The 21,736-nt window shown below is 48.9% G+C and carries 17 protein-coding genes; 4 read left to right on the forward strand and 13 right to left on the reverse strand.

Features of this window, described 5'->3' with window-relative positions:
- Positions 1 to 249: 249 nt before the first annotated feature.
- The 6 genes from AB3N00_RS13115 to AB3N00_RS13140 all read right to left on the reverse strand — a co-directional run bounded on the left by AB3N00_RS13115 (position 250) and on the right by AB3N00_RS13140 (position 8,091).
- Positions 250 to 1,908, reverse strand: a complete 1,659-nt coding sequence (locus AB3N00_RS13115; RefSeq protein WP_413034904.1) for an extracellular solute-binding protein — start codon at positions 1,906 to 1,908, stop codon at positions 250 to 252.
- Positions 1,909 to 1,968: 60 nt separating this feature from the next.
- A complete protein-coding gene (locus AB3N00_RS13120) occupies positions 1,969 to 2,838 on the reverse strand; it encodes a carbohydrate ABC transporter permease (protein WP_413034905.1) in 870 nt (289 codons plus the stop codon).
- Positions 2,839 to 2,852: 14 nt separating this feature from the next.
- Positions 2,853 to 3,827 (reverse strand): ABC transporter permease, encoded by a 975-nt coding sequence (locus AB3N00_RS13125; protein WP_413034906.1) that lies wholly within the window; start codon positions 3,825 to 3,827, stop codon positions 2,853 to 2,855.
- 203 nt (positions 3,828 to 4,030) lie between these two features.
- The gene (locus AB3N00_RS13130; RefSeq protein ID WP_413034907.1) at positions 4,031 to 5,107 is read right to left on the reverse strand and encodes a response regulator; all 1,077 of its coding nucleotides are present in this window, start codon (positions 5,105 to 5,107) and stop codon (positions 4,031 to 4,033) included.
- Positions 5,104 to 6,879, reverse strand: coding sequence for a cache domain-containing sensor histidine kinase (locus AB3N00_RS13135; protein ID WP_413034908.1), 1,776 nt, complete (start codon positions 6,877 to 6,879; stop codon positions 5,104 to 5,106). Before AB3N00_RS13135 ends, AB3N00_RS13130 begins: the two co-directional genes overlap by 4 nt.
- A gap of 186 nt (positions 6,880 to 7,065) precedes the next feature.
- Entirely contained in the window at positions 7,066 to 8,091 is a 1,026-nt protein-coding gene (locus tag AB3N00_RS13140) for a CotH kinase family protein (RefSeq protein WP_413034909.1), read from the reverse strand.
- 371 nt (positions 8,092 to 8,462) lie between these two features.
- Between AB3N00_RS13140 and AB3N00_RS13145 the strand changes: the two genes are divergently transcribed.
- From AB3N00_RS13145 to AB3N00_RS13160, 4 genes are read left to right on the forward strand one after another with little or no spacing between them, the layout of a single operon-like run.
- The gene (locus tag AB3N00_RS13145; RefSeq protein ID WP_413034910.1) at positions 8,463 to 9,236 is read left to right on the forward strand and encodes a hypothetical protein; all 774 of its coding nucleotides are present in this window, start codon (positions 8,463 to 8,465) and stop codon (positions 9,234 to 9,236) included.
- A 47-nt stretch (positions 9,237 to 9,283) separates the two neighbouring features.
- Positions 9,284 to 9,421: a hypothetical protein gene (locus AB3N00_RS13150; RefSeq protein ID WP_413034911.1), complete on the forward strand. Its 138-nt coding sequence runs from the start codon at positions 9,284 to 9,286 to the stop codon at positions 9,419 to 9,421.
- Positions 9,422 to 10,789: an arsenic transporter gene (locus AB3N00_RS13155; RefSeq protein WP_413034912.1), complete on the forward strand. Its 1,368-nt coding sequence runs from the start codon at positions 9,422 to 9,424 to the stop codon at positions 10,787 to 10,789.
- A 13-nt stretch (positions 10,790 to 10,802) separates the two neighbouring features.
- Positions 10,803 to 11,471: a DUF2642 domain-containing protein gene (locus AB3N00_RS13160; RefSeq protein WP_413034913.1), complete on the forward strand. Its 669-nt coding sequence runs from the start codon at positions 10,803 to 10,805 to the stop codon at positions 11,469 to 11,471.
- Positions 11,472 to 11,575: 104 nt separating this feature from the next.
- Here AB3N00_RS13160 and AB3N00_RS13165 read toward each other — a convergent pair whose 3' ends face one another.
- From AB3N00_RS13165 to AB3N00_RS13195, 7 genes are all read right to left on the reverse strand, one after another.
- The gene (locus AB3N00_RS13165; protein ID WP_413034914.1) at positions 11,576 to 12,436 is read right to left on the reverse strand and encodes a hypothetical protein; all 861 of its coding nucleotides are present in this window, start codon (positions 12,434 to 12,436) and stop codon (positions 11,576 to 11,578) included.
- 254 nt (positions 12,437 to 12,690) lie between these two features.
- Positions 12,691 to 13,434: a nuclease-related domain-containing protein gene (locus tag AB3N00_RS13170; protein ID WP_413034915.1), complete on the reverse strand. Its 744-nt coding sequence runs from the start codon at positions 13,432 to 13,434 to the stop codon at positions 12,691 to 12,693.
- 283 nt (positions 13,435 to 13,717) lie between these two features.
- Positions 13,718 to 14,611 carry an NAD(P)-dependent oxidoreductase gene (locus tag AB3N00_RS13175; protein ID WP_413034916.1) on the reverse strand — a complete coding sequence of 298 codons (894 nt, stop codon included), beginning with the start codon at positions 14,609 to 14,611 and terminating at the stop codon, positions 13,718 to 13,720.
- A 99-nt stretch (positions 14,612 to 14,710) separates the two neighbouring features.
- Positions 14,711 to 17,044, reverse strand: a complete 2,334-nt coding sequence (locus tag AB3N00_RS13180) for a helix-turn-helix domain-containing protein (RefSeq protein ID WP_413034917.1) — start codon at positions 17,042 to 17,044, stop codon at positions 14,711 to 14,713.
- 59 nt (positions 17,045 to 17,103) lie between these two features.
- On the reverse strand, positions 17,104 to 19,185 hold the full coding sequence (locus AB3N00_RS13185; protein ID WP_413034918.1) for a family 10 glycosylhydrolase: 2,082 nt from the start codon (positions 19,183 to 19,185) through the stop codon (positions 17,104 to 17,106).
- 18 nt (positions 19,186 to 19,203) lie between these two features.
- Complete coding sequence (locus AB3N00_RS13190) at positions 19,204 to 20,736, reverse strand: extracellular solute-binding protein (RefSeq protein ID WP_413034919.1); 1,533 nt, start codon at positions 20,734 to 20,736, stop codon at positions 19,204 to 19,206.
- Positions 20,737 to 20,816: 80 nt separating this feature from the next.
- A complete protein-coding gene (locus AB3N00_RS13195; RefSeq protein WP_413034920.1) occupies positions 20,817 to 21,698 on the reverse strand; it encodes a carbohydrate ABC transporter permease in 882 nt (293 codons plus the stop codon).
- Between the last annotated feature and the right edge of the window lie 38 nt (positions 21,699 to 21,736).

Below are 21,736 nucleotides of genomic sequence, written 5' to 3' on the forward strand. Positions count from 1 at the left end.
ATATCTTCTTTCCTTTTCATTATTAACCTGAAATGGACAAGAGGATATCTATCCAGGACAAAAAAAGCCCGGGCAGCATGCCCAGACTTAATCATTAACTATATAAGATCCGGTGATAAATGCGACCACCCAGCTTCTCCAAATTGGTTCTGCACTCTTCGTTCTCGTGTAAATGTTTCCGCTCATCTTATATGGTTTGTAAAATCGGTTCCTCTCAAAACTGTTCAAGAACTGATCCGGAGAATCCATTCACTCCGATTTCTTAAAATCCGTCTGCTGCTGTTCATAGATTTCATAGAAATCGTCCCAGACCAGAACATTATCCTTTTCCTTGCTCCACCAGTCCTTGTACCATGTTTCAATCTCCGGTCCGCCGCCTTGTTCCCACTTCTGCTGTGCTTCCGCAGCAGCCTGTTCAACCGTGTACTTGCTGCCGCCAATGATGGAACGGGTGAAAATATCGTTGATGGCAGTCGTCACATTAGTGAGCTTCACCTGGAGCTCCTTGGGCAGCTGCGGCATATGTTCCGAATGAGTCACGCCCTCGCCCACCGGAAGATCCGTCATGTATACTTCCCGCGCTTCTTTGAAAAGGCGAAGCCCTTCCTTCTGGGACGGAATCTCCTCGCTGAACAGCATTTCAGTGTATCCGCATTTGCCTTCCTCCAGGCGACTGTACATCATGGCATAGTCCCCTGCCCAGCTGATCTCCTGCTTGTATTTCTCCTGATCCGAGATGCGCGGGCAGCCTTGATCATTCAGGGTGTAGTGTGTACCTTCAAATCCATTTTTGAAGGTTCGGCCCGTCTCTGTTTTGGTCAGAAAATCGATATATTGCATGACCGCTTCCGGATTTTTGGCGCGTGCATTCACGACCGCAGTCATCTGCACCGGATTGTTCCAGACCATCGTGTACTGTCCTACCGAAGTCGTTGGCAGAGCGATGACTTTTAATTTGGCCTCTGGAACATTCTGCATCAGCGTATCCAATTCCTTGGCCGCAAATCCCGTATAATCCGAAGTCATGGCGGCATACATGCCAATTTTGCCGTTCAGGAAATCCTGCTTCGCCTTGGCGCCGTCCTTGTCGGTCAAAAAGTCTTTATCCACCACGCCGGCTTCATACAAGGCACGTTTGAATGCGGTCGCTTCCTTCATGTGATTGGGGCCGACCACAATCTCCCCATCCTCCACGTTGACCCAGTTGGCGTTGAACATATAGCGGAACAGACCCGCCGTATCCCCGAACTGAAACCCGCCGATGCCATATGTATCATTCGCTCTGTTCCCATCAGGGTCATTTTCCGTGAAGGCCTTGGCCACCGCCAGCATCTCTTCCTCGCTCGTCGGTACCTCCAGATTCAGCTTCTCCAGCCAATCTTCCCGGATGAAAAAGCTCGTCAGCGGAAACACCTCGTTCATGCGGCCGACTTCATATAACTTGCCATCGCTTTTGATGCCAGCCTTCTTCAGCTGGGGGTATTTCTCCATTAGCGCTTTGTATTCCACGCTGGAGTTCTCGATCAGGTCATCCAGCGGCATCAGCTGTTTTTGATTAAACAGGGTATTACGGATGGGCGTTCCGAATTCGAAAATGACATCCGGCGCACTGCCTGAAGCAAATAGTACATTAAGCTTGGATTGGGATTCCCAGCGTGGAACAGCGGTATACTTCACATTGGCCGGACCGTTCTCATTGATCCACTTGGACCACATGTTGTCTTCGATCGTGCCCATGCCGCTCGGGACCGCCCCCCGATCATAGATCGTTGACGTAATATTCCCCCTGCCGCTTTCACCTTCAGCCTGCTCACTGCCGCCGCTTCCCCCTGTGCATCCTGCCAATATTCCGCCGATCAAGCCCAGAACGAGACCCGACTTCATCCATGCCTTCCTCGTAAACGCCATAGATAAGACCCTCTTTCTCTCCTGTAATATGAACCCACACGGTATAGCTCACAGCCATTCTTAACCTTTGATCGAACCAAGCATGACCCCTTTGACAAAGTACTTCTGCAAGAACGGATATACCGCCAAAATGGGAATGACCATCACGATAACCGCCGCTGCCCGGATGCCTTCCGGCGTCAGATTGGAGATCATCGTTGGATCGGTAAAATCCTGTACGTTCAGATTGGACATAATCATATTTTGGACCAGTACAGTCATGTTGTATTTGGACGTATCATTGATATAAATCATCACACTCATGAATGAATTCCAGTACCCCACACCGTAAAAGAGGGCAATCGTCGCCAGCAAAGGCTTGGATAATGGCAGCACAATTCGAAACAACAGCCCCAGCTCACCACAGCCGTCGATGCGTGCGGCCTCGTCCACTTCCCCAGGCAAATTTTCAAAATAGGACCGCATGATCAGCATGTTATACGTGCTCACCAATCCTGGCAGCCAGAGTGCCCCATAACTGTTCACAAGACCGAGATTCTGGACGACCAAGTAAGTCGGAATGAGTCCGCCGTTAAAAATCATCGTGAACACCATCGCCATCGTAAAAAAGCGGCGGTGGTAAAAATGCCTGCGTGACAGCGGATATGCCGCCATAATCGTCACCGCCATGCTCAGCCCTGTACCGATCAATGTGATCTCCACACTGTTCCAGAACGCATTCAGAATTGGCGTTCCCGTAATCAGGCTGTGGTAGGAAAACCAGGTGAAGTCAACCGGCCATAACCCCACGTTGCCGGAAACGACGGCTCTCGCATCACTGAATGACAAGGCAATGATATTCAGGAGGGGCAGGATACAGCTGACGGCAACCAATGTTAACAATACATAATTGATCAGATAAAAGACTTTTTCTCCTCTGGTTTTTCTCATGCTGTTCTCCCTCCCTACCACAGACCTTCGTTAAATCGGCGTGCGATATAATTCGCACAGAATATGAGAATAAATGCGACCAATGATTCGAACAATCCCATCGCCGTCGTCAGGCTGAACTGCGCTCCCTGAAGACCCGTGCGGTAAATATACGTACTGATGACATCCGCCACCTCGTTGACATTGGAATTCTGAAGCATATATACCTGGTCGAACCCAACCTCCATCACCCGTCCCATCGACAGAATGAGCAGCAGAATAATGGTGGAGCGTATGCCCGGAAGCGTTACATGCCAGATCTGCCGCAGCTTGCTCGCCCCGTCCATCTGTGCAGCCTCATACTGGCTCGGATCGATGGTCGTTAGTGCCGCCAGAAAAATAATGGCATTGAAGCCCATGTCCTTCCAGATTCCCGAGCCGACAAACACGGCAATCCATGAGCCCTTGTTGTACATAAACGGATAAGGCGCTCCCGTCCAGGCCTCGACCCAACGGTTTACGATTCCATTTTCCAAGGAGAAGACGGTCATGATCATCATCGCAATAATGACCCAGGAGAAGAAGTGCGGCATATAGACCACGGTCTGCACCGTCCGCTTGAAGGCCATGTTTCGCACCTCATTCAGCATAATGGCCAGGATGATCGGAATAGGAAAGCCTACGATGATGCTTAGCAAACTGAGAAACAAGGTGTTACGGATAATCTCCACCGTCCGTGGATCGCTAAACAGTGTCTGGAAATGCTGAAAGCCCACCCAGGGACTGTGCCAGAGCCCGTCGTAGAAGTTATAATCCTTGAAGGCCATGACCAGGCCTCCGATCGGTGCATAACGAAAGGTAAGGTAAAACAGAATGACCGGAATAAACATCAATATTAACGGAATATTGGTCTTGAACCTTCGCAGCCGCTGCTGCCGGAGCCGATGCTTGATTTCGCTGTCCGGCGGTTGTAATCCAGACGGCGTTCCTGCGGCCATTTCCCCCTTCATGTTCATCACTCCTCTCTGCCTGCTGATGTACTATAGTTGTATTTTAGATAAAAATGTAAGCGTAAACATTTGTTATTTAACGATTCTTTTTTAAATTTCTACGCAAAAATAACCCCACATGGTGGGGCCGTCCCTGGAAACGTGACGTTATAAAAAATAGACTTCTCTTTAACTTTGGCTACAAACCAGATAAAGGCTGCTGGCTATTCGCTGTTACTTCCATTCGGCTGCTTGCGGTATTCGCGGGGCGACAATCCTGTCATCTGTTTGAATACGGTTGTAAAGTAGCTGGAGTTATCGAACCCGGTCTGTTCCGCTATGTCCGCCATGCTCTGCCGGGTGCTGTGCAGCAGCAGCTTCGCCTTCTCGATCCGGCGTTTGCTGACATACTGGCTGAAGCCCTGTCCGGTCTCTTTTTTGAACAAATGGCTTAAGTAGTTGGGGGTCACATGAACATGGGCAGCCACGGCCTGGAGCGTGCAGCTTCTGGAATAGTTCATCTCAATATACTGAATGACACGTGTAATTACATGATCCTGCTGTTCCTGTGTGTGCCGCATCATCATGTCCACCCATTCTTCGCTTTTGCAGCGGGCCCAGGCAATGGCTTCAGAAACGGTATGAATCCAGAGCAGCGGATCTGGACCAAATTGGTCAATGCGACCCGACTCTTGCGGCTGCAGCTGCTGTATAAGCAGGTCCGTCATGACCTTCATGAGCACATGAATCTCGGCCTTGCATTGCGGCAATGGCATTCGGGAGGCTTCATCTAGCAATCCCTCCAGCCGAATTACCATCTCCCCGAATTGCTGGACCAGCAGCAGGGAAGTCAGTTCCTCGCGCAGTCTCTCGGTACGGTCCACCTGGCTGTATTGTTCCCTGATCCGGATGTCGGACTGTTTCCGGCGATACCGTTCGTGTGCCTTGCGCAGCACCTGACACGCTTCATCGAGGGAAAACGGCTTCAGCAAAAATTCAATCGCCCCATAACGGATGGCACGCTGTGCATATTCAAACTCACGATACCCGGTCAAAATGATAATCATGATGTCCTGTCCGCTCTCGTGTATGCGTTCGGCCAAGTCCAGGCCATCCATCACAGGCATGTTGATGTCCGTAATAATCAGATCAGGTGTACAGCTGTTCACTGCCTGTATTGCTTCTTCTCCGTCTGCAGCTTCACCAACGACCTCCCAGCCAAGGGGATTGTTGCGAACCAGATGAATCAATCCCTGACGAAATAACGCTTCATCATCTACCACGAGCATTCGTCCATTCACTGAACCTTCTCCTCTCTGCCATCCGAATTCCCAGGCACGATTCCCTCTCCGATCTGATATGGCAAATGAAGACGTACAAGCGTCCCCTGATTTACAGCCGAGTCGATCTGAACACCATAGGGTTCGCCGTGAATCAGCTCAATTCGTCTAAGTACACTTCTCATGCCAATGTGCTGACGCTCCTCATCCACATGCACCACCGGCGCCATAATGCGTTCAATGACCGATGTGTCCATGCCGCAGCCGTTATCTGAAATTTCGATGATGAGCATGTCCGGTTCGGCCTCATTTCCCGATTGCTGCGAAGCCCGAATCTCCAAGATGCGGTTATCCCTCTTGTCAGCAAAGGCATGAACAAAAACATTTTCCACGATGGGTTGGAGCAGCAAGCGGATCACCTGACAGCGAAGCAGTTCAGCAGGAACAGAAATTTCAATCGACAATGCTTCCTGATACCGGGCCTGCTGAATTTGCAGGTAATGATCAATTTGCGTCATCTCATCCTGAAGTGTCGTTAGTCGCTGCACCGGTTCCAACGTATATTGCAGCATCTCGGACAAGGCTGTCACCAGGCGAGCCGATTTCTCATCGCCCTGCATATAGAACTTCCAGAAAAACATGCTTAGTGTGTTATACAGAAAATGAGGGTTCAGCTGGGCTTGAATGGCCTTGAGCTCGGCTTCCTTTTCACTGAGTTCCCGCTCGTATACCTCATGAATCAGCGTATCGATCCGGGATGCCATCGCATTGAACCGTTCACCGATGAAGCCCAGTTCATCCTTGGTCTCAATTCGGACCCTTGTATCGAACCGCCCATCACGCACTCTTTTCATTGCGTTGACCAGGCTCGCCAGCGGACGCAGCAATCTGCCGCTGATGATGGTGATGATAAACCAAGAGCATAATACGCTGGCTGCCGCAGAGAACACGGCGACTTTTACGATGATCTTTCCCTTGTTCTGAATCTGAGCGAGTGATACCTTGCTGACCAGCGTGAAACGAGCCTTATCCGAGGTTTGTTTGGTATACAAATGGGTGGTTCCCTGCTCGTCCCTGATTTCGGTTGCTCCCATGCTCAGCTGTGCAAGCGGCGGCGGGTCTGCATCCTGATTATGAAATGCATATAGAAGCTCCCCATTCACATCAAACAGATACACAGCAACCTCATCATTCAGCCGTAGGTCTTTGAGATACGATTCGAACAGCGAGGTGTTAAACAGGATTAACATCACTCCGTATGTCTCCAGGTCAACAGAACGCATTAATCGTCCTGCCAGAATCCAATTGGATTGCTCTTCTTGCAGGAAGGCATCCGGTCCCAGGCGATTCCATACGTATTCGCCGCCCGTTCCTTCCAGCCTATGAACCATCTCTGCCAGATAGGAAGGATCCATCTGTTGAAATGAGCCGGCAAAGGCGCCAAGATTGAATATGTTTTCCTTCAGATCATAAATGCGGAGTCCCATAATCTCAGGTGCATCGAGCCGTACCTGGTACAGCTGATCATCCAATTCATCTTCCAGCTTCATCTGATCATAGGAAGAGATGCCTGCGGCCTGTGCCTTGATGGCATTTTTCACGGAAGGATTCAGTGTGATGTAATCCGTAACTTTGTACATGTCGTTTACCCGGGAATCGAGGCGTGCAAGGATCTGCTCAGCTGTAAGGCTATACTGCCGACTGACTTCTTCATTGAAAAGAGCAATATGTATGCGATACGTAATCAGTCCCGTAACTCCCGAAATCAATACCGTCGCTGCTGACAAAAACAAGACTAATTTCGTCCTGAATTTAAAGCGTTTACAAAAGTTGATCCACCACATCTTGTACACGCACCTCACCCATATTCCGTACCCGTCTTATCCCTAAAAACATATCACACCCCTGTGCAAAAAAACAGAAAAACCCTGACCCTTGTTTGCAGTGGTCAAAGTTTCTCACTTTCCTCTATTGTACATTTACAATCGATGTAATTCCTTCTGCAGATGCTCCCGGCGCTCTGCCACATAGGTACGGATCTTTTCCGGTTCACCGTGAAAGACATTCAGGGGCCACTTCATGTAAGGGTCTTGCTCCACTTCTTCACGAATCTGGCTGTGCAATCGATATACAACCGGCATAATCCGCTTCTCAGTAAAAGCGTTCGTCAGATGCTGCTGCATCATTCTCTTATACTGCTGACGAAAAAAGCGAAAGGCTAGCAACCGTCCTGTAAGTTTGTTATATCCCTGGATTCGAACAAGGTTAGGGTTCACTCTCGCTCCGTAACAGTTTCTTCCCCAGGTTCCCTCATAATCCCACGGCAAAATGGCATACTTCCGGGTCTTGATCTTCTCATACCAGGTGTAGTTTTGATGAAATCCATCGAAATTCCCTGTAAGTACAGCTCCACTCAGCCAGCGCAAATAGTTATCCGTATCGATTCTCGACTGCAAAAAGCGAAGCAAATCCTGTCTGGACTTCGTGTTCAGCTGCTGGATAAAGTTACGGAGCCTCGTGCGGTCCTCGTCCTTACCACGTATCAGAGTATATCCGGACAGTAGATCGGTGGCTGTTTCATCCGAGTCCGGATCAATCGCAAATCCTGCATGATCGTTCACTGCATAGAAAATGCTTCGAACGGGTATCTTTCGTTGCCGAAAAAAGAACGATTTAACACCTTCAATTCGCAAATAGACCCCTTTGAGCTGCCCGTTCAGATAAAGTATGCAGTGCTGTGTAGACGGAGCCGGGACACGAATGGATTCAAAAAAACGGAAAGAGAGCGCGTTGCGCAGCAGGGAGGGATCATCGTACTCAGCGTTAAAATGGAAAGTCCGGCTGGACGTTCGAATCTCAAATGATTTTTTGACATAGCCACGTGTGTGTCCTCCCCGGTATCGAATCCGGATTGGAAGCTGTTTGCCGTCCATCTGCATCGTTCCGTTCACAAACGTATCTGACCATATATTCGATGTTAACTGTTGATATTCGTTTTCGGACACAGTGATGTGGTAGACAGGTAAAGCCATTTCCATCCGCCTTTCGAAGACCTGTGAGATTGCCCGTAGGCTGTTACACCATCCTATGCAGAAGCACAACAGGCTGTAAGGGCAGATACACAGTTTTATTCATAACACCTACAAGTCAGGCCTTCCGGGATGTGGAGTAATCGTGCCATTAATCTATGAACATTGTCTTCTTCTCATAGATTATAGCCAAAATAGTATAGAAATGGTTGTCTGGCTAGTCCCTCTAGTAAGCATGTTACATATGATTAAACTACAGACAGACACGAATGACGAATGGAAGGGATCAACAAAACATCCGCCATTTTTGTCCATCTGAACTTATATCACGGAAGGGGAACAACACAATGTCTATGAACGGTCAGGGCATGAGAGGTTTGTTGGGAAGAGAGATCAGGATTAACCGGGGAGGCCCGGATGCCGTACAGGGCACATTGATGGACGTACGCTGGGACTATATGGCGGTGAACTGCAAGGAAGGTATTGTCTATGTCAATGAAACTCATGTCAAAAGCATAACAGACACAGGTCGTTCCGGCGGAAACAGAAACGCAGCCATGGGGAACCCTATTCCATCCAACACGTTTTTGGGCGTTATGCAAGCACTCCGCTTCCGTCGTGTTCAGATCAACCGGGGAGGTCCTGAAAAAGTCGAAGGCATCCTGGCCGATGCCAATCAGAACCAATTAATTATGACTTTGAAAAATCAGGAGATTGTCCGTATTCCCATGCAGCATGTGAAATCCGTATCCCTTGTACGCGGTGGTAACAACAATAATAACAGTAATAACAATAACAATAACTCTAACAACAACAACAACAACAATGGTAACAATACGAGCCAAGGCAACCAAGCTGCTCAAGGCAATCAGTCTCGCGGCAATCGTTCCCAAGGTAATCAGGCTGCTCAAGGTAATCAAGCTGCTCAGGGTAACCAATCCCGGGGGAATCGCTCCCAAGGCAATCAAGCTGCTCAGGGCAACCAATCACGCGGTAACCGTTCCCAGGGAGCTCAAGGCAATCGTTCGCGCGGCAATCAAGGCAATCAGTCCAAAGGAAACAAGTCTGGTGGCAACAAGTCTGGCGGTAACAAATCCGGCGGTAAAAAGAGATCTGAATGATCACGTAACAGCTTAGGTTATCAACCAGTTTAAAGGGGGGAATAATCATGTTGATCTTCGTTGCCATTGTCTTGATCGGTGCGCCTTTATACTGGATCGTTTTACCTGGAAGGCCCACTCCAACCCATGAACATTCGATTCAATCTCCACCAGGACTTCTCCCCCTGGGAGGTGAATCACAGTAAATGCCTGATTACCAGTTGTGGTTAACCTTCGGGGTATTTATGATCACTGTCATTTTCCTGATGTGGCGGCCTGGCGGATTAAACGAATCCATTCCTACTTCGCTAGGCGCCCTTCTTCTCGTTTTAACTGGCGTGAGCAGTTTCGCTCACATCGTTGGCATCTTCGGGATTGTTTCCGGCGCAGCCGTAACCATTCTCTCTACCATCGTTATGTCGATTATTCTTGATAGCATCGGTTTTTTTCGCTGGATTGCTATCAATATGATCGAAAAGGCACGAGGCTCCGGCTTTCGATTGTTCTGGCTGATTCTATTACTCTGTTTTCTCATGACGGTCTTCTTCAACAACGACGGCAGTATATTGATCACAACACCAATTATCCTGCGAATCTGCTCTATACTTCGCCTGAAAATGCATCAGCAGTTACCTTACCTGATTTCAGGGGCGCTTATCGCTACGGCTTCCAGCGCGCCAATTGGACTTAGTAATCTCGCCAATCTGATCGCTTTGCAAATGGTAGGATTGGACCTGAACACCTATACCCAGATGATGTTTGTACCATCGATGCTGGGAATTATTGTGATGACGGTACTGCTATTCTATTATTTTCGCAAAAGTATTCCCAAGGTTATTCATCATTTCCCTATATCCATGCAATCCACATCAGGTTCAGGGTATCACCCGCTTCAAACGGCAGATCAGGAGACGCAACCAACCGATAGTGCAAAGAAGGTGGACTGGTGGCTGTTTCGAGTCTGTATCGGAATTGTCGTATTTATTCGTGCAGGATACTTTCTCGCTGAGCAATGGGGTATTCGTATGGAAATTGTCGCGATCACCGGTGTTGTTCTTATGCTGGCTGTGCGTTGGTATCGCACCCGGACTGGACTTAAGGATGTAATCACTCAAACGCCCTGGCATATTCTACTTTTCGCCTTCAGCATTTATATTATTGTGGATAGTCTTCATCGGGCTGGAATGACAGCTGCTATCATTCAATGGATGCAACCTTTGGTAGAAGGCGGTAACGCCAGCCTCATTGCTGTATCAGGGCTAATGCTTACTCTATTATCCAATCTGTTCAATAACCTGCCTTCTGTGATGATCGGAACATTTGCAGTAACAGATCTTCAGTTAAGTGATACACAGCTGCATCTGGCCTATCTTGCCAACATTCTGGGAAGTGATATTGGAGCCTTACTGACACCTATAGGCACCCTAGCAACGTTGATCTGGATGTATATTTTAAAGACCCACCATGTTCGAGTCTCTTGGAAACAGTATATGAAAGTCACCTTTATTGTGATACCAATTAGTCTAATTGTCAGCCTATTTTCCCTATATATTTGGACTTCTATACTATATTGAGAGGAGGTATACTGTGAAATCCCCAACAATGTGGCTCGGAAAATCCATTGAACTGGAATTATCCGGCTGTAAATTTCCGATTCAGGGTGAGATTATTGATATGGGTCAGGACTTGATTGTGGTTTACGGACAACAGCGATTCACCTATGTGCCTCTTCACCACCTTCAATCCATGCATGTGAACAAAGCGGAGGATACTGGCTTCACTACCAACGTACCTGCGCCTGATCCCGAGATGGATCACAACAATATATCGTATCGCAAAATATTGATGAATGCCCGTGGAAGATTCAGTGAAATTTCGATAGGCGGACGTACGCTTCATGGTTATATTACGAATATTATGAACGACTACTTCATATTCTTCTCTCCCCTACATCATTCGGTCTACGTCTCCATCAATCATCTGAAATATATTATTCCTTCTCCGACAAACAGCACACCCTATTCCCTAAGTCAGCAGCATTTCCCTATTCAGCCTGCGTCCATGCCCCTTTCCCGTACACTGGAACAACAGCTTCAGAAAATGGTTGGTGAACTGGTCATCCTGAATCTCGGTGACAAACCATATCGGGCTGGATTGCTGAAGGCCGCAGACAACAACCTGCTCGAATTGGTCGAGGCAGAGGGCAATACCTTGATTATGCACACCGATCATGTTCAAACCATTCATCTGCCTTGAAATGGGGGAATTACGAGAAAAGGTCCATCCGCTTATCACAGATGGACCTTTCTTTATTTTGGTGATGATACTCGTGCAAGTCTATACATTGGCACGCTTCTTCTCTATTTTCCATAAGTCTGCTCCATGCGCTCTTCCTCATTGGTGGACAGCAAGATGTTAAGCAGCCCCATGGCATTATTGGCGTCTGTTCTCGCCGTTTGGTACATCTCGGCAAACGCTGCCTCGTCCTGCTCAGGGTCCATTGCTGCCAGCTTGCCCCATGATTTTCGGGCCTTGTCATAGAGCTGGCTTAAGGTGATGTCATATGGGTGCTGCGCAACCGGTGCCATGGATTCAAATTTGGCAGTTACTCTGAAGAAATCCATGGAGTCCTGAAATGATTGGCTGCTGTAATCCTTGTTATTCATGGCATCTTCAGTGATCAGCAGACCTTCACGCGAGATAAATAGCGTTTTGACCATCGCACGTTCCAGATTGGTGGCTTCCTCCCAGGTTATATAGGACACGTCAGGTGCCTGTACAGTCGTAAAAAAGGGAAATGCATCATCTATCAAACGCTGTGTATTGGCATGAATCGGCACCTCCGCAGTCATATCCACCACCGTATCGCTGTAATTGGCAACGTTGATATTTTTGGATCCTTCCTCACTCACCCGGCGAACCGGATGATCGTCCAGCGGGATGCGAATATAACCAAGCTTGTCTGCGTATTCATCCTGCAGCTCTTTCAAAGTAGACTCCGTGCCAGCCGAGGCTGGTTCCGCAGCGTTACTTTTACTCTCCCCTGGTGCTGCCGTTTCGGTCGCTGATGTTTCTGTGCTGCTAGTCGCTGCAGATTCCGTGCCCGCTTCCTGGACCGGCTCCTGGCTAGCGGCCTCCTTGGTTCCACCGCCACATGCGGTCAGAATCGCAGCCAAACTGAAAATTGCGGTAAACATCCGTATTGGTTGTGTCCATCTCATCGTAGAATCTTCCCCTTATCTTATATATGCACCTGAACTACATTAACCTCTTCAACTCAGGGCGAATAATCTTTTCCCATTCGGATAACATGCCATATTCACAGGTAAGCATTGGTCTACATTCTAACATAAGTTAAATTCTGGGTGTATACGCCAATGTACCCGTGTCCTCCAGCTTCCATTGGGCGCATATACTCCGACAAAAGTACAAAAAAACACCGTCATCCCTGAGGAATAACCGTGTTTAAATGCAGCTATTTAATACCTTTGGCCTTCGCTATGTGTTCTGCCCGAATCTGAGCTTCCGTGCAATTGGCTGCCGACAGCAGGGCATGGATAGCCTCAACATCCTGCTCCTTGTATAACGTTTCAGGAACTTCGACTTCAAGCTTTTCCGTTTTGCGCAGAATCGTTTCGACCAATTCATGATCATAAATCACCAGTTCATCTGAATTCACATACCGCACTGCAGGATCCACGCTGATTCGGCAGCGATTGGTGAAGGTCACCATCGAAATCAGGCGCATTCGCTTATAATCTCCGAGATGTGAATGAACGGCCTCAACATGGCCCCGATGCTGCATCAGAGGATTATACATCTTGATTCTGCTGGTGCTGACCGTCCAATTGGCTTCTCTGCGGCCTCCCCGAATCTCACCTGTCGTCAGGTTGCGGGTTTCAATGACGAAGATCCCCCGTGGGCCAATAACAACATGATCAATCTGGGAATAACCCGAACGGGACTTGGGATTGGGAACGAGCAGATCATTCAGGACTTTGTATTGTCCCGGGAGACGATGCAGCCGTTCTGCTGTGGTCGGTTCTTCCGGCTCGCTGTTCCAGGCTGATTCGTGTTTGGATTTTGATTTGGATTTGCGTCTGCTCCGCACCAGTCGTGCAGGGGCGGGGCCGGTTGCCGGCATCGCCGGGGCCGAAGCCGTTATTGAACTCGCAAGCTCTGGCTGTGTCTTGAACAGAGACAGGATTTTTTTGAACATGGGCAAGCTCCGTTCTAATATAGTGTGAGTTACAGGGGACCGTTGCGACAGTTGAACAACATCTTTGCACATCCATTATGTAAACTTCTATTACTTATGTCGGATAAAGCGGGGTGAAATTAAAGGGCGACAGGCCTAATTCCATTTTATAAACCAAATTATATGAGATTATTTAACCAATGCTGTGACTTTAGACGCATGTGATAGGCCCAAAATTAAAAAAACAGCGTATTCCCTTTCCACCTAAGAAAAAGAACACGCTGTCGCTTGCCACAAAAAATATTTATGCTTGAAGATAATACGTATAGAGCACCTGTGTGCCCTTCTCATCCAGACCGTTTCGGGATATTTCCTGATACAGGGATTCCGCCAGCGCCAGACCCGGCGTCTTCATGCCCATGGCTTTGGCCGATTCGAGGGCAATTCCCATGTCCTTGATAAAATGTTTTACATAGAATCCAGGCTCGAAATCACCCTTGATCATGCGCGGACCGAGATTGCTAAGCGACCAGCTTCCGGCTGCTCCGGTAGCGATGCTCTTCAGCACATTTTCCGCGTCCAGACCGGAACTCTTGGCATAGGCGAGTGCTTCGCATACGCCCATCATGCCGGATGCAATGGCGATCTGATTACACATTTTGGTATGCTGGCCTGAACCAGCCTTGCCCTGCAGCACAATGTTGGTGCCCATACAATCAAACAGCGGACGTACCGCTTCGAATGCTTCCGAGGTACCGCCAACCATAATGGACAACTTGCCATCCCGTGCGCCAATATCTCCACCCGATACCGGTGCATCCAACGCGTGCAGTCCTTTGGCCTCTGCAGCCTCGAAGATGCGAGCAGCCAGCATGGGGCTGGAGGTTGTCATATCAATCAGGGTTGAACCTGGCTTGGCGTTTGCCACAAGGCCGTCTTCACCAAGATAGATCTCCTCTACATCCTTCGGATACCCTACCATAGTGATGATGACATCACACTCCGCTGCAAGTTTGCCTGGTGTGTCATGCCATACGGCACCTTCATTCACCAATGCTTCCGCTTTGGCTGCCGTACGCGTATAAACATGCAGCGGGTAGCCCGCCTTCTGGATGTGACCTGCCATGCTTTTGCCCATAACGCCTGTACCGATAAAGCCAACTTTTGTCTCTCCAGGTGCCTTCGTCGTATTAGTCATCGTAGGTTTCCTCCTTGTATCTCTATGTTTTTGTGTCTTGGATCGCTATATCTGTATGTTATAGCTTTCGTACGCCGCCGTCTATCATTTGCATCAAATCTAGCGGACCGACATCCGATATTGATTAGGCGACATCTGAACGAAACGCTGAAATGCCCTGTTCAGATTGCGTTCGGAATACCCTACCTGTTCGGCAATTTCCGTAATGGTATAATCGGTGTCCTGCAGCAATTGCTTCGCTTTTTGCACCTTCAGATTCATTAAGTATTCGATAAAGGATACCCCCATCTCCTTCTTGAACAGCCTGCTCAGATAGGAAGGACTGACGTTCACCAGTTCAGCACAATCCGATAATGACTGCAATCCTTCGGGCCTGCTGCTCAGATGTTCACAGACCCGCTGGACGATCAGACGGGAAGAATTGGTGCGGAGATCCTGACTGGTTTCAATGCATAACGGAAACAGCACACCGATAAACCAGTCGTGCATTTCCTTCGATGTCTGATTCTCCTGAAGCTGATCGAACAGATTCCCACCCAGCCGTTCCAGCATGCCGGGACCCTTCGTTTCCATGGATTGAATGATCGCCGATAGCAGCATATGATACCCCTGGATCATGACAGTATAAGATTCGGAGGAACGAACTCTTTTGGAAAACCTGTGAAGCGCATCTTCCGCATGGGGAAGCATTCCATTCCATAGGGATTCAAGGATCTCCTCTTCCATCTCCCGGGGATACATAAAGACTGGATTACGCTGGGTGGCCAGAATATCTTCATAGAACAGAACATTCTCAGCATCGTCAAATAACCGATATTGCAGGGCGAGCTGAGCTTCGCGGAAAGACTCCGCTACGCCAGCAAGTTGACCGGGACGCCCCACGCCCACTGCAGCCGAAAAGGATAAATACTGGTCCAGGGCATGATGAATATCCTCAGCGTAACGACATACCCTCTGTCTTGCTTCAGAAGAAGGTATCTCCGGATCGAAGTGCAGTATGGCTACCGAGTCACTGTCATTTTTGTCCACGACATATCCCCTCAGGTCATGCTCTTGACTGAGCAGTTCATCCATGACATTTCTCAGCGCAAATACAATCACCGGACCTTCGCTGGGCAAAAATCGTTTTTTCTTGACCAGATTCTCGACTTTGACAACCAGCACCAGAAATTGCCCCTCTGTTGGCACATCATGTCTGGCGCATTCTTCATCCAGCCTGCTGCCGCTCCATGAACCGCTAAATTGCAGTAACTTCTGCAGAAAACGATCGCGCAGGTCGGGCTGTATGCCTTCGATATACCGATTCAGGGTCTCCGTCTGTTCATTAAGATAGCTGAGTGATGACCTGATATATTCAATTTCGTTTCCTTGCGGAGAAGATTCATGCCCGTTCCTGCGCAAGTTTTCCCCGTATCGCAGCAGCTGTTGGATGGGATTATAGGCCAGTCGTGAACTGAACCAGGTGAGCAGCATGCCTACCAGCACAAAGATGGATACCGAAACCAGGATTAATACCTTAATCCAGTTCAATTGGGCAATCATCTCCCGCTCAGGGAGCTGGGACACATATGTCCTCCCCATCGATGCACCGACGTATGCAACAAGTTCATTGCCGTGCTCACCCTTCAGCACCTCATGACCTGATCGTTCCCTGCCTTCTGCATACGCGACCTGCTGCAGCACCGCATCCTCCGATGCCATTTTGCCGATCTCGCCAGGCCCGTCTGTGTGCAAAATAATTTGCTGGTCTGCATTAAGAATGGCCAGAGACTGATCCTCCAGACTGACAGAATAGCTGCGGAGCAAACTCCGGAGCTCCTGTTCTTTCATCTGCAAGATAACTACTCCTCGCGGCTCCCCCTGGCCCATGACGGGCAGTTTCCTGACATAGGAGATGTAGCCTGCTTCTCCGGATTGAGGCAGGTACGCCCACCCTGCCGGTGTGTTCCCTTCAAGTGCAGCCTTCATATCCTGCTTCTCCTTGTAATCTGCGAGCGAAACCAATCCATAATAATGGGACAACACCATATCCGTTTTAGCGTCAAAATAAATCATTTCTTCAATTAAGTTATTGGTGTTTTTATGCAGTTGAAACAGATCAAGCAGATCCAGATGGAGAAAGTAATCACTCTCATAATGGGTGCTCCCCAGTGCATTTCGCATTAACGGACCACTGGCAAGCTGCATGGATTCATGCTCCATATTGGTTAGAATATTCTCCACCCTGTCTTTGAGCAAATTCAATGAGGCCATATTGTTATCCTGGAATTGTTCGGTCAATTTCATCATGGAGAAATGATAGTAAGCGCTTCCGGCAAGCACGACCGGAATGACCACCGACATGCACCCCAACCAGATCAGTCTTTTCAGATAACCATTTGTTGCGAACCAGCGGTCAAGCGCTGATTGGATGGTCTGCATCATGCGCCTCATGGAATCACCCCCGTCTGCTGCTGTCCTGCACTCATCTCGCAATAAACTATTCGGGTTCATTATATCAAGAGAGGTACCTGGATACACTCCCAAACGTCCAGCGTAGGCACGTTAATTTTCAGTTCACTTCCGATCATCTCTGTCTTCAGATGTACTCCAGCGATCAATGCTTCAGCTTCGCCGGCGGGACTGCCCTGCCCTGAGCGGACCGTGATAACCATATCATGTAACGGAAGTACGGATGACAAGGGTCTGCGCCCTGCTCCGTTTACCAGATGAATGAGCAGATTGTGATCCTTGCGGAAAACCGTCAGCTGTAATCCGGGTGCTTCAGTGATCGATACCAGAGCTCTGTCGTTCAGCTGCAAATCTACAGCATTGGCAAACAATCTGAAGTGGTCCTCCAATTTAAATTCCTGTATCAGGCTGCTGAGCGAAAAAGGGAAATATAATGTCTTCCCTGCTCCATACGTTCTCAGCAGCGCAAGTGGCAGCTCTGTCTGTTTTACGGCCAGTGATGCCCGTTCTGGAGGAGCTCCGACACTTTCCAATGGGGAAAATGGGGGGACCAGCGTAGCCAGGACCTGCACATCTGCATCGATAGGCTGACAATAGATGACCCTGCCGCGATGCGGTATTAATTCGGTCTCCTGCAGCTTCTGCTGCAGCGGGTTCACTTCATTGCCCGTAAGATGCCTTTGTTCAAACCGCAGATATGAAGCAACCAAATACTCGCTCTCCTGCATTTCCCCGGAAATACCAAACAGGTTCGTCAACACATATTCATTCTGGTTCTCATCCTTCGGCAGTTCGCCCTCTGCAATAATGCGGCCTCCCTGACTCACATAATCGTGGAGCAACTCGTCAAAATCGGACGAATACGCAAATCCTTCAGGCAAAAGGACAACCGGATAACGATGCAGGTTCATGCTGGCCATCTGTTCTGGCAAAATCACATCAAATGGAATATGTTTATGGATTAGTGCCTCAGCCAAGCCTTCTGCTGAACGATTGGCACTCCACATGATCGCCACCTGATTCACTGGCTTCGCCCCATCCATATAAGCAGCCAGCTTCGCCGCATCCCTGTTGACTTCCGTCACGGTACGCAAAATGCGCTTATCGGTAATCGTATCCGGGATTCCGGTTAATGAATGCCAGAGCTGGCCGCCATTGGCAGGGATCTGCGAGAGCCAGAACCGGTATTCGGCAGGCGGGAGCCCGGTGTGACGCCAATCCATGCCAGGACAAGAGTGCACGATCCCGAACGGATCAGGACGGCCTGGAATGGACCGCCCCACCTTAATACTGAGTGCTGGCTGCCAAAACTCCGGGATGCGAGTGTGACCAAGCGACAAGACGTCCTGCGGTTCAGTACAAAGCATGTCGGTGATAGAGACTCGTTTCTCCAGATTATCCCGATGCAGATTATAGTACAGAATCATCGGCACTTCGGGCCGAACCGCCTTGATTACCTCATACATCCGGCCTAGATTATCATCGAAACAGCGGGCTGCAAAATCAGATGCCATCTCTGCAGAAGTTTCCGGCAGCGCTGTGCCATATATGTCCTTATATTTCTTTTGACACTTGGAGCATTGGCAAAATACATATCCAGGTGCGTTGAAAAAGACACCATCAATTTCATACCGTTCCAGCGCTTCACGGATTACAGGAACAGCCAGTTCTTCGTTACGGTAACCACTATTAGTGCAGGTCGACATCAGAAGAGGCCAAGCCCCTGGACGGGTAGCGCCTATAATATCCGGCTGGCCTCCTTCTCTGCGCACAAACCACTGGGGTTTCTGCAAATAGACCGAATCCTCTGCCTTGCTGAAATCAAAGCGGGCAATAAAGCGAATCCCCCGCTGATGACAGCTCCGGATCATGTCCCGCAGCAGATCGCTGCCGCGGGGCAAGTATTCATTGTGCACATGAAATGCCACATCGGATCGGTACCAGGCGTAGATTCCGCCCACATTAAACACCATCGCATTGGCACCCATCTCCAGCATTTGATCCGCAAGACGTTCGGGATCAATCTTCCCGGTGTCCTTTACCTGCATGTTCGGTTGAATGATACGCAGTGGCTGCTGCCACCAGGGACGCTGTTCCTTATCATTGGGGTTTGGAGTTTTCATCGCTTCTCCTCTACTTGTTTATTGTTGATTAAATTGCTCATAGGCTTTGGCCATTTCCTGATATGCCTGCTTAATGTCTGGCTGGCTGTTCAATTTGTCCACGTAGGCCTTGAATTCTTCTACACTGATCTGTCCTACAATCGTTCTCGTCATCATGGAACTGTACTCGTCTCCGTATTTGGGCCACGTCTCTCTCCAGGCTTCTGAGGTAATCACCCGATAAAAGTCGATCTTTCCAATCTCGTCGAAGTTCTCCACTTCCTTGATTTTGGCATCATTATAAGCTTTGTCGCCGGAAGCACTAATGACCTTGCCCCATTTGGCATACGCGAGCACTCCCGCCCCTTTGCTGGTTGTGTTGACTTCTTTGACACCCTGCTCGGTCAGCACTTTCTGTCCATCCTTCTCCGTATAGTGCGTGCCTTCAATTCCATAGTAGGCAAAGTCCGTCATCTCCTGAGAAGCGGTCATGTCAAAATACTTCAGAAGCTGCTTCACCTTTTCCTCTGGCACCTTCTTCGAAATATAGAAACCGCCCGCAACTCCGGTCTCCAGTCCGACCGCTGCATCCCCATGGGGACCCGTCAGTGACAAGTTCAGAATTTTGGCATCCGGCTGCCCGGATTGTTTCATGGCCTGCTCCCATTCATGATCCCACCAGATCGGACGTCCGTAGGATGCGGCCCGGTTGGTCTTGAACAGTTCCTCCGCCTGACTCTCTTTCATGACGGCATACTCCTTGGACAGCAGCCCATCCGCATACAGTTCGCGGAACCACTCGACCATCTCCACATATTGTGGTGTTAAACCGGGGCTCATGAGCCCGCCATCGTTATCATAGGTCGGGTTATACGCCCCGAATCCGGCCTGGAACATGGCTGGTGGATTGTTGACGAACAACAAGCCGACCGTATCCTTTTTGCCATTGCCATCCATATCACTGTCCACAATTTTCTTCAGGGCCTCTCTATATTCCTCGAATGTCTTGGGAATGGGCAGATTCAGCTGCTTCAGCCAATCCTCCCGAATTTTCAGTCCTCCATCAACTCGGGAACGGGAGCGTGGAACGGCGTAAATCCCCCCATCCACTGACAGGTACTTGAGAGCATCGGGCGCGAGGTTCTCCTTCAGGTTCGGATATTCACTGAGATCTCCAAGAAAAGGAGTCAGGTCCCAAAAAGCACCATTTTTAATCGCGGTAATCAGGGTTGGGCGAATCTGATTCTGGTAGGCCACCACTTCCGGCAGATCGCCCGAGGCGAGCAGCAAATCCAGCTTTGTATCCAGATCTCCCGAAGGGACCCATTCAATATCGAGCTTGGCGTTGGTACGCTTCTCCCATTCGGTCCAGTATTCATTGTTCATATCGGGAATTTCATTGTACAAGCCTGCAAACATCTTGATATCCAGCGGCTGATCGCCACCCGACTCCCCGCTATTTGTGCTGCCTGTGGTCTCACCGGAACCGCTGTTTCCCGTACATGCTGCCAGCATGGTTACTGCCAAGAACATGCACAGCCATGTCGTCCATCGTTTGTTGATCTTGTTCATTCGCTGTCATCTCCCTTTTCGTCAGAAATATGGTAAGCGTTTGCATTTATACATAGGCAATAACCCAACTTCATTAGTAGTCAGCCTTTGACCGAACCAATCATGACACCTTTGGCAAAATGCTTCTGCAAAAATGGATACACGATCAGAATTGGTACCATTGCGAGTACGATCGATGCCATTCGAATGGTCTCCTGCGGCACTACACTTTCATCACTTGCTCCTGCCTGTGCTACGGCAACTGAATTGGAATCGATAACCAGCGTCTTGATAAGCAGCTGCAGTGTCCATTTGCTCGAATCGGACAAATAGATTAAGGCATTGAAATACGCATTCCAGTGTCCTACTGCAAAAAATAGTGTAAACGTAGCGATCGCCGGCATGGATAACGGTACAATAATCCGGAAGAACGCTGTGAGATCACTGCATCCATCAATCTGTGCCGCGTCCTCCAGTTCAGAAGGAAGGGATTCCAGGAAACTTTTGATCACAATTAGGCTCCAGGCATTCGTCAGTCCAGGCAGAATCATGGACCAGTACGAATTAAGCAGACCTAGCTCTTTAACGAGCAAGTAATTCGGTATAATCCCCGCACTGAACACCAATGTGAAAATCACCAATCCCATAATCCACTTATGCCCGGGCAACGATCGCTTCGTTAAGCCGTAAGCCATGGTGAAGGATACGATAATATTCAGTATGGTACCTACGATGGTAATAAACAACGTGCTTTTAAAGGCGTTGATAAAACTGTTGGTCGATAAAATATATCGATAGGACTCCAGCGACCATTTCTCCGGAAACAAATAAAACTTGAGCGGCACATACACCTTCGGATCCGTAAACGACACACTGAATACATACAAAAACGGGAATATGCATGCCAGCGAGATCAAAGCAACCAGACTGTAATTGACCCAGTCAAAGAGCGTCAGCCCCTTTTTCTGCACAACAAAGCTCATAACCTATCCTCCTGTTCAGGAAAGAACAACAACCCTCC

It is taken from the genome of Paenibacillus xylanilyticus (assembly GCF_047246825.1).
Lineage (GTDB): Bacteria > Bacillota > Bacilli > Paenibacillales > Paenibacillaceae > Paenibacillus > Paenibacillus xylanilyticus_B.

Coding starts and splice junctions, on each gene's coding strand:
- AB3N00_RS13155 (WP_413034912.1), top strand. CDS start 9,422: ATGCCTGATTACCAGTTGTGGTTAACCTTCGGGGTATTTATGATCACT.
- AB3N00_RS13175 (WP_413034916.1), bottom strand. CDS start 14,611: ATGACTAATACGACGAAGGCACCTGGAGAGACAAAAGTTGGCTTTATC.
- AB3N00_RS13125 (WP_413034906.1), bottom strand. CDS start 3,827: ATGAAGGGGGAAATGGCCGCAGGAACGCCGTCTGGATTACAACCGCCG.
- AB3N00_RS13120 (WP_413034905.1), bottom strand. CDS start 2,838: ATGAGAAAAACCAGAGGAGAAAAAGTCTTTTATCTGATCAATTATGTA.
- AB3N00_RS13115 (WP_413034904.1), bottom strand. CDS start 1,908: ATGGCGTTTACGAGGAAGGCATGGATGAAGTCGGGTCTCGTTCTGGGC.
- AB3N00_RS13150 (WP_413034911.1), top strand. CDS start 9,284: ATGTTGATCTTCGTTGCCATTGTCTTGATCGGTGCGCCTTTATACTGG.
- AB3N00_RS13145 (WP_413034910.1), top strand. CDS start 8,463: ATGTCTATGAACGGTCAGGGCATGAGAGGTTTGTTGGGAAGAGAGATC.
- AB3N00_RS13185 (WP_413034918.1), bottom strand. CDS start 19,185: ATGAAAACTCCAAACCCCAATGATAAGGAACAGCGTCCCTGGTGGCAG.
- AB3N00_RS13195 (WP_413034920.1), bottom strand. CDS start 21,698: ATGAGCTTTGTTGTGCAGAAAAAGGGGCTGACGCTCTTTGACTGGGTC.
- AB3N00_RS13190 (WP_413034919.1), bottom strand. CDS start 20,736: ATGAACAAGATCAACAAACGATGGACGACATGGCTGTGCATGTTCTTG.
- AB3N00_RS13170 (WP_413034915.1), bottom strand. CDS start 13,434: ATGTTCAAAAAAATCCTGTCTCTGTTCAAGACACAGCCAGAGCTTGCG.
- AB3N00_RS13180 (WP_413034917.1), bottom strand. CDS start 17,044: ATGAGGCGCATGATGCAGACCATCCAATCAGCGCTTGACCGCTGGTTC.
- AB3N00_RS13165 (WP_413034914.1), bottom strand. CDS start 12,436: ATGAGATGGACACAACCAATACGGATGTTTACCGCAATTTTCAGTTTG.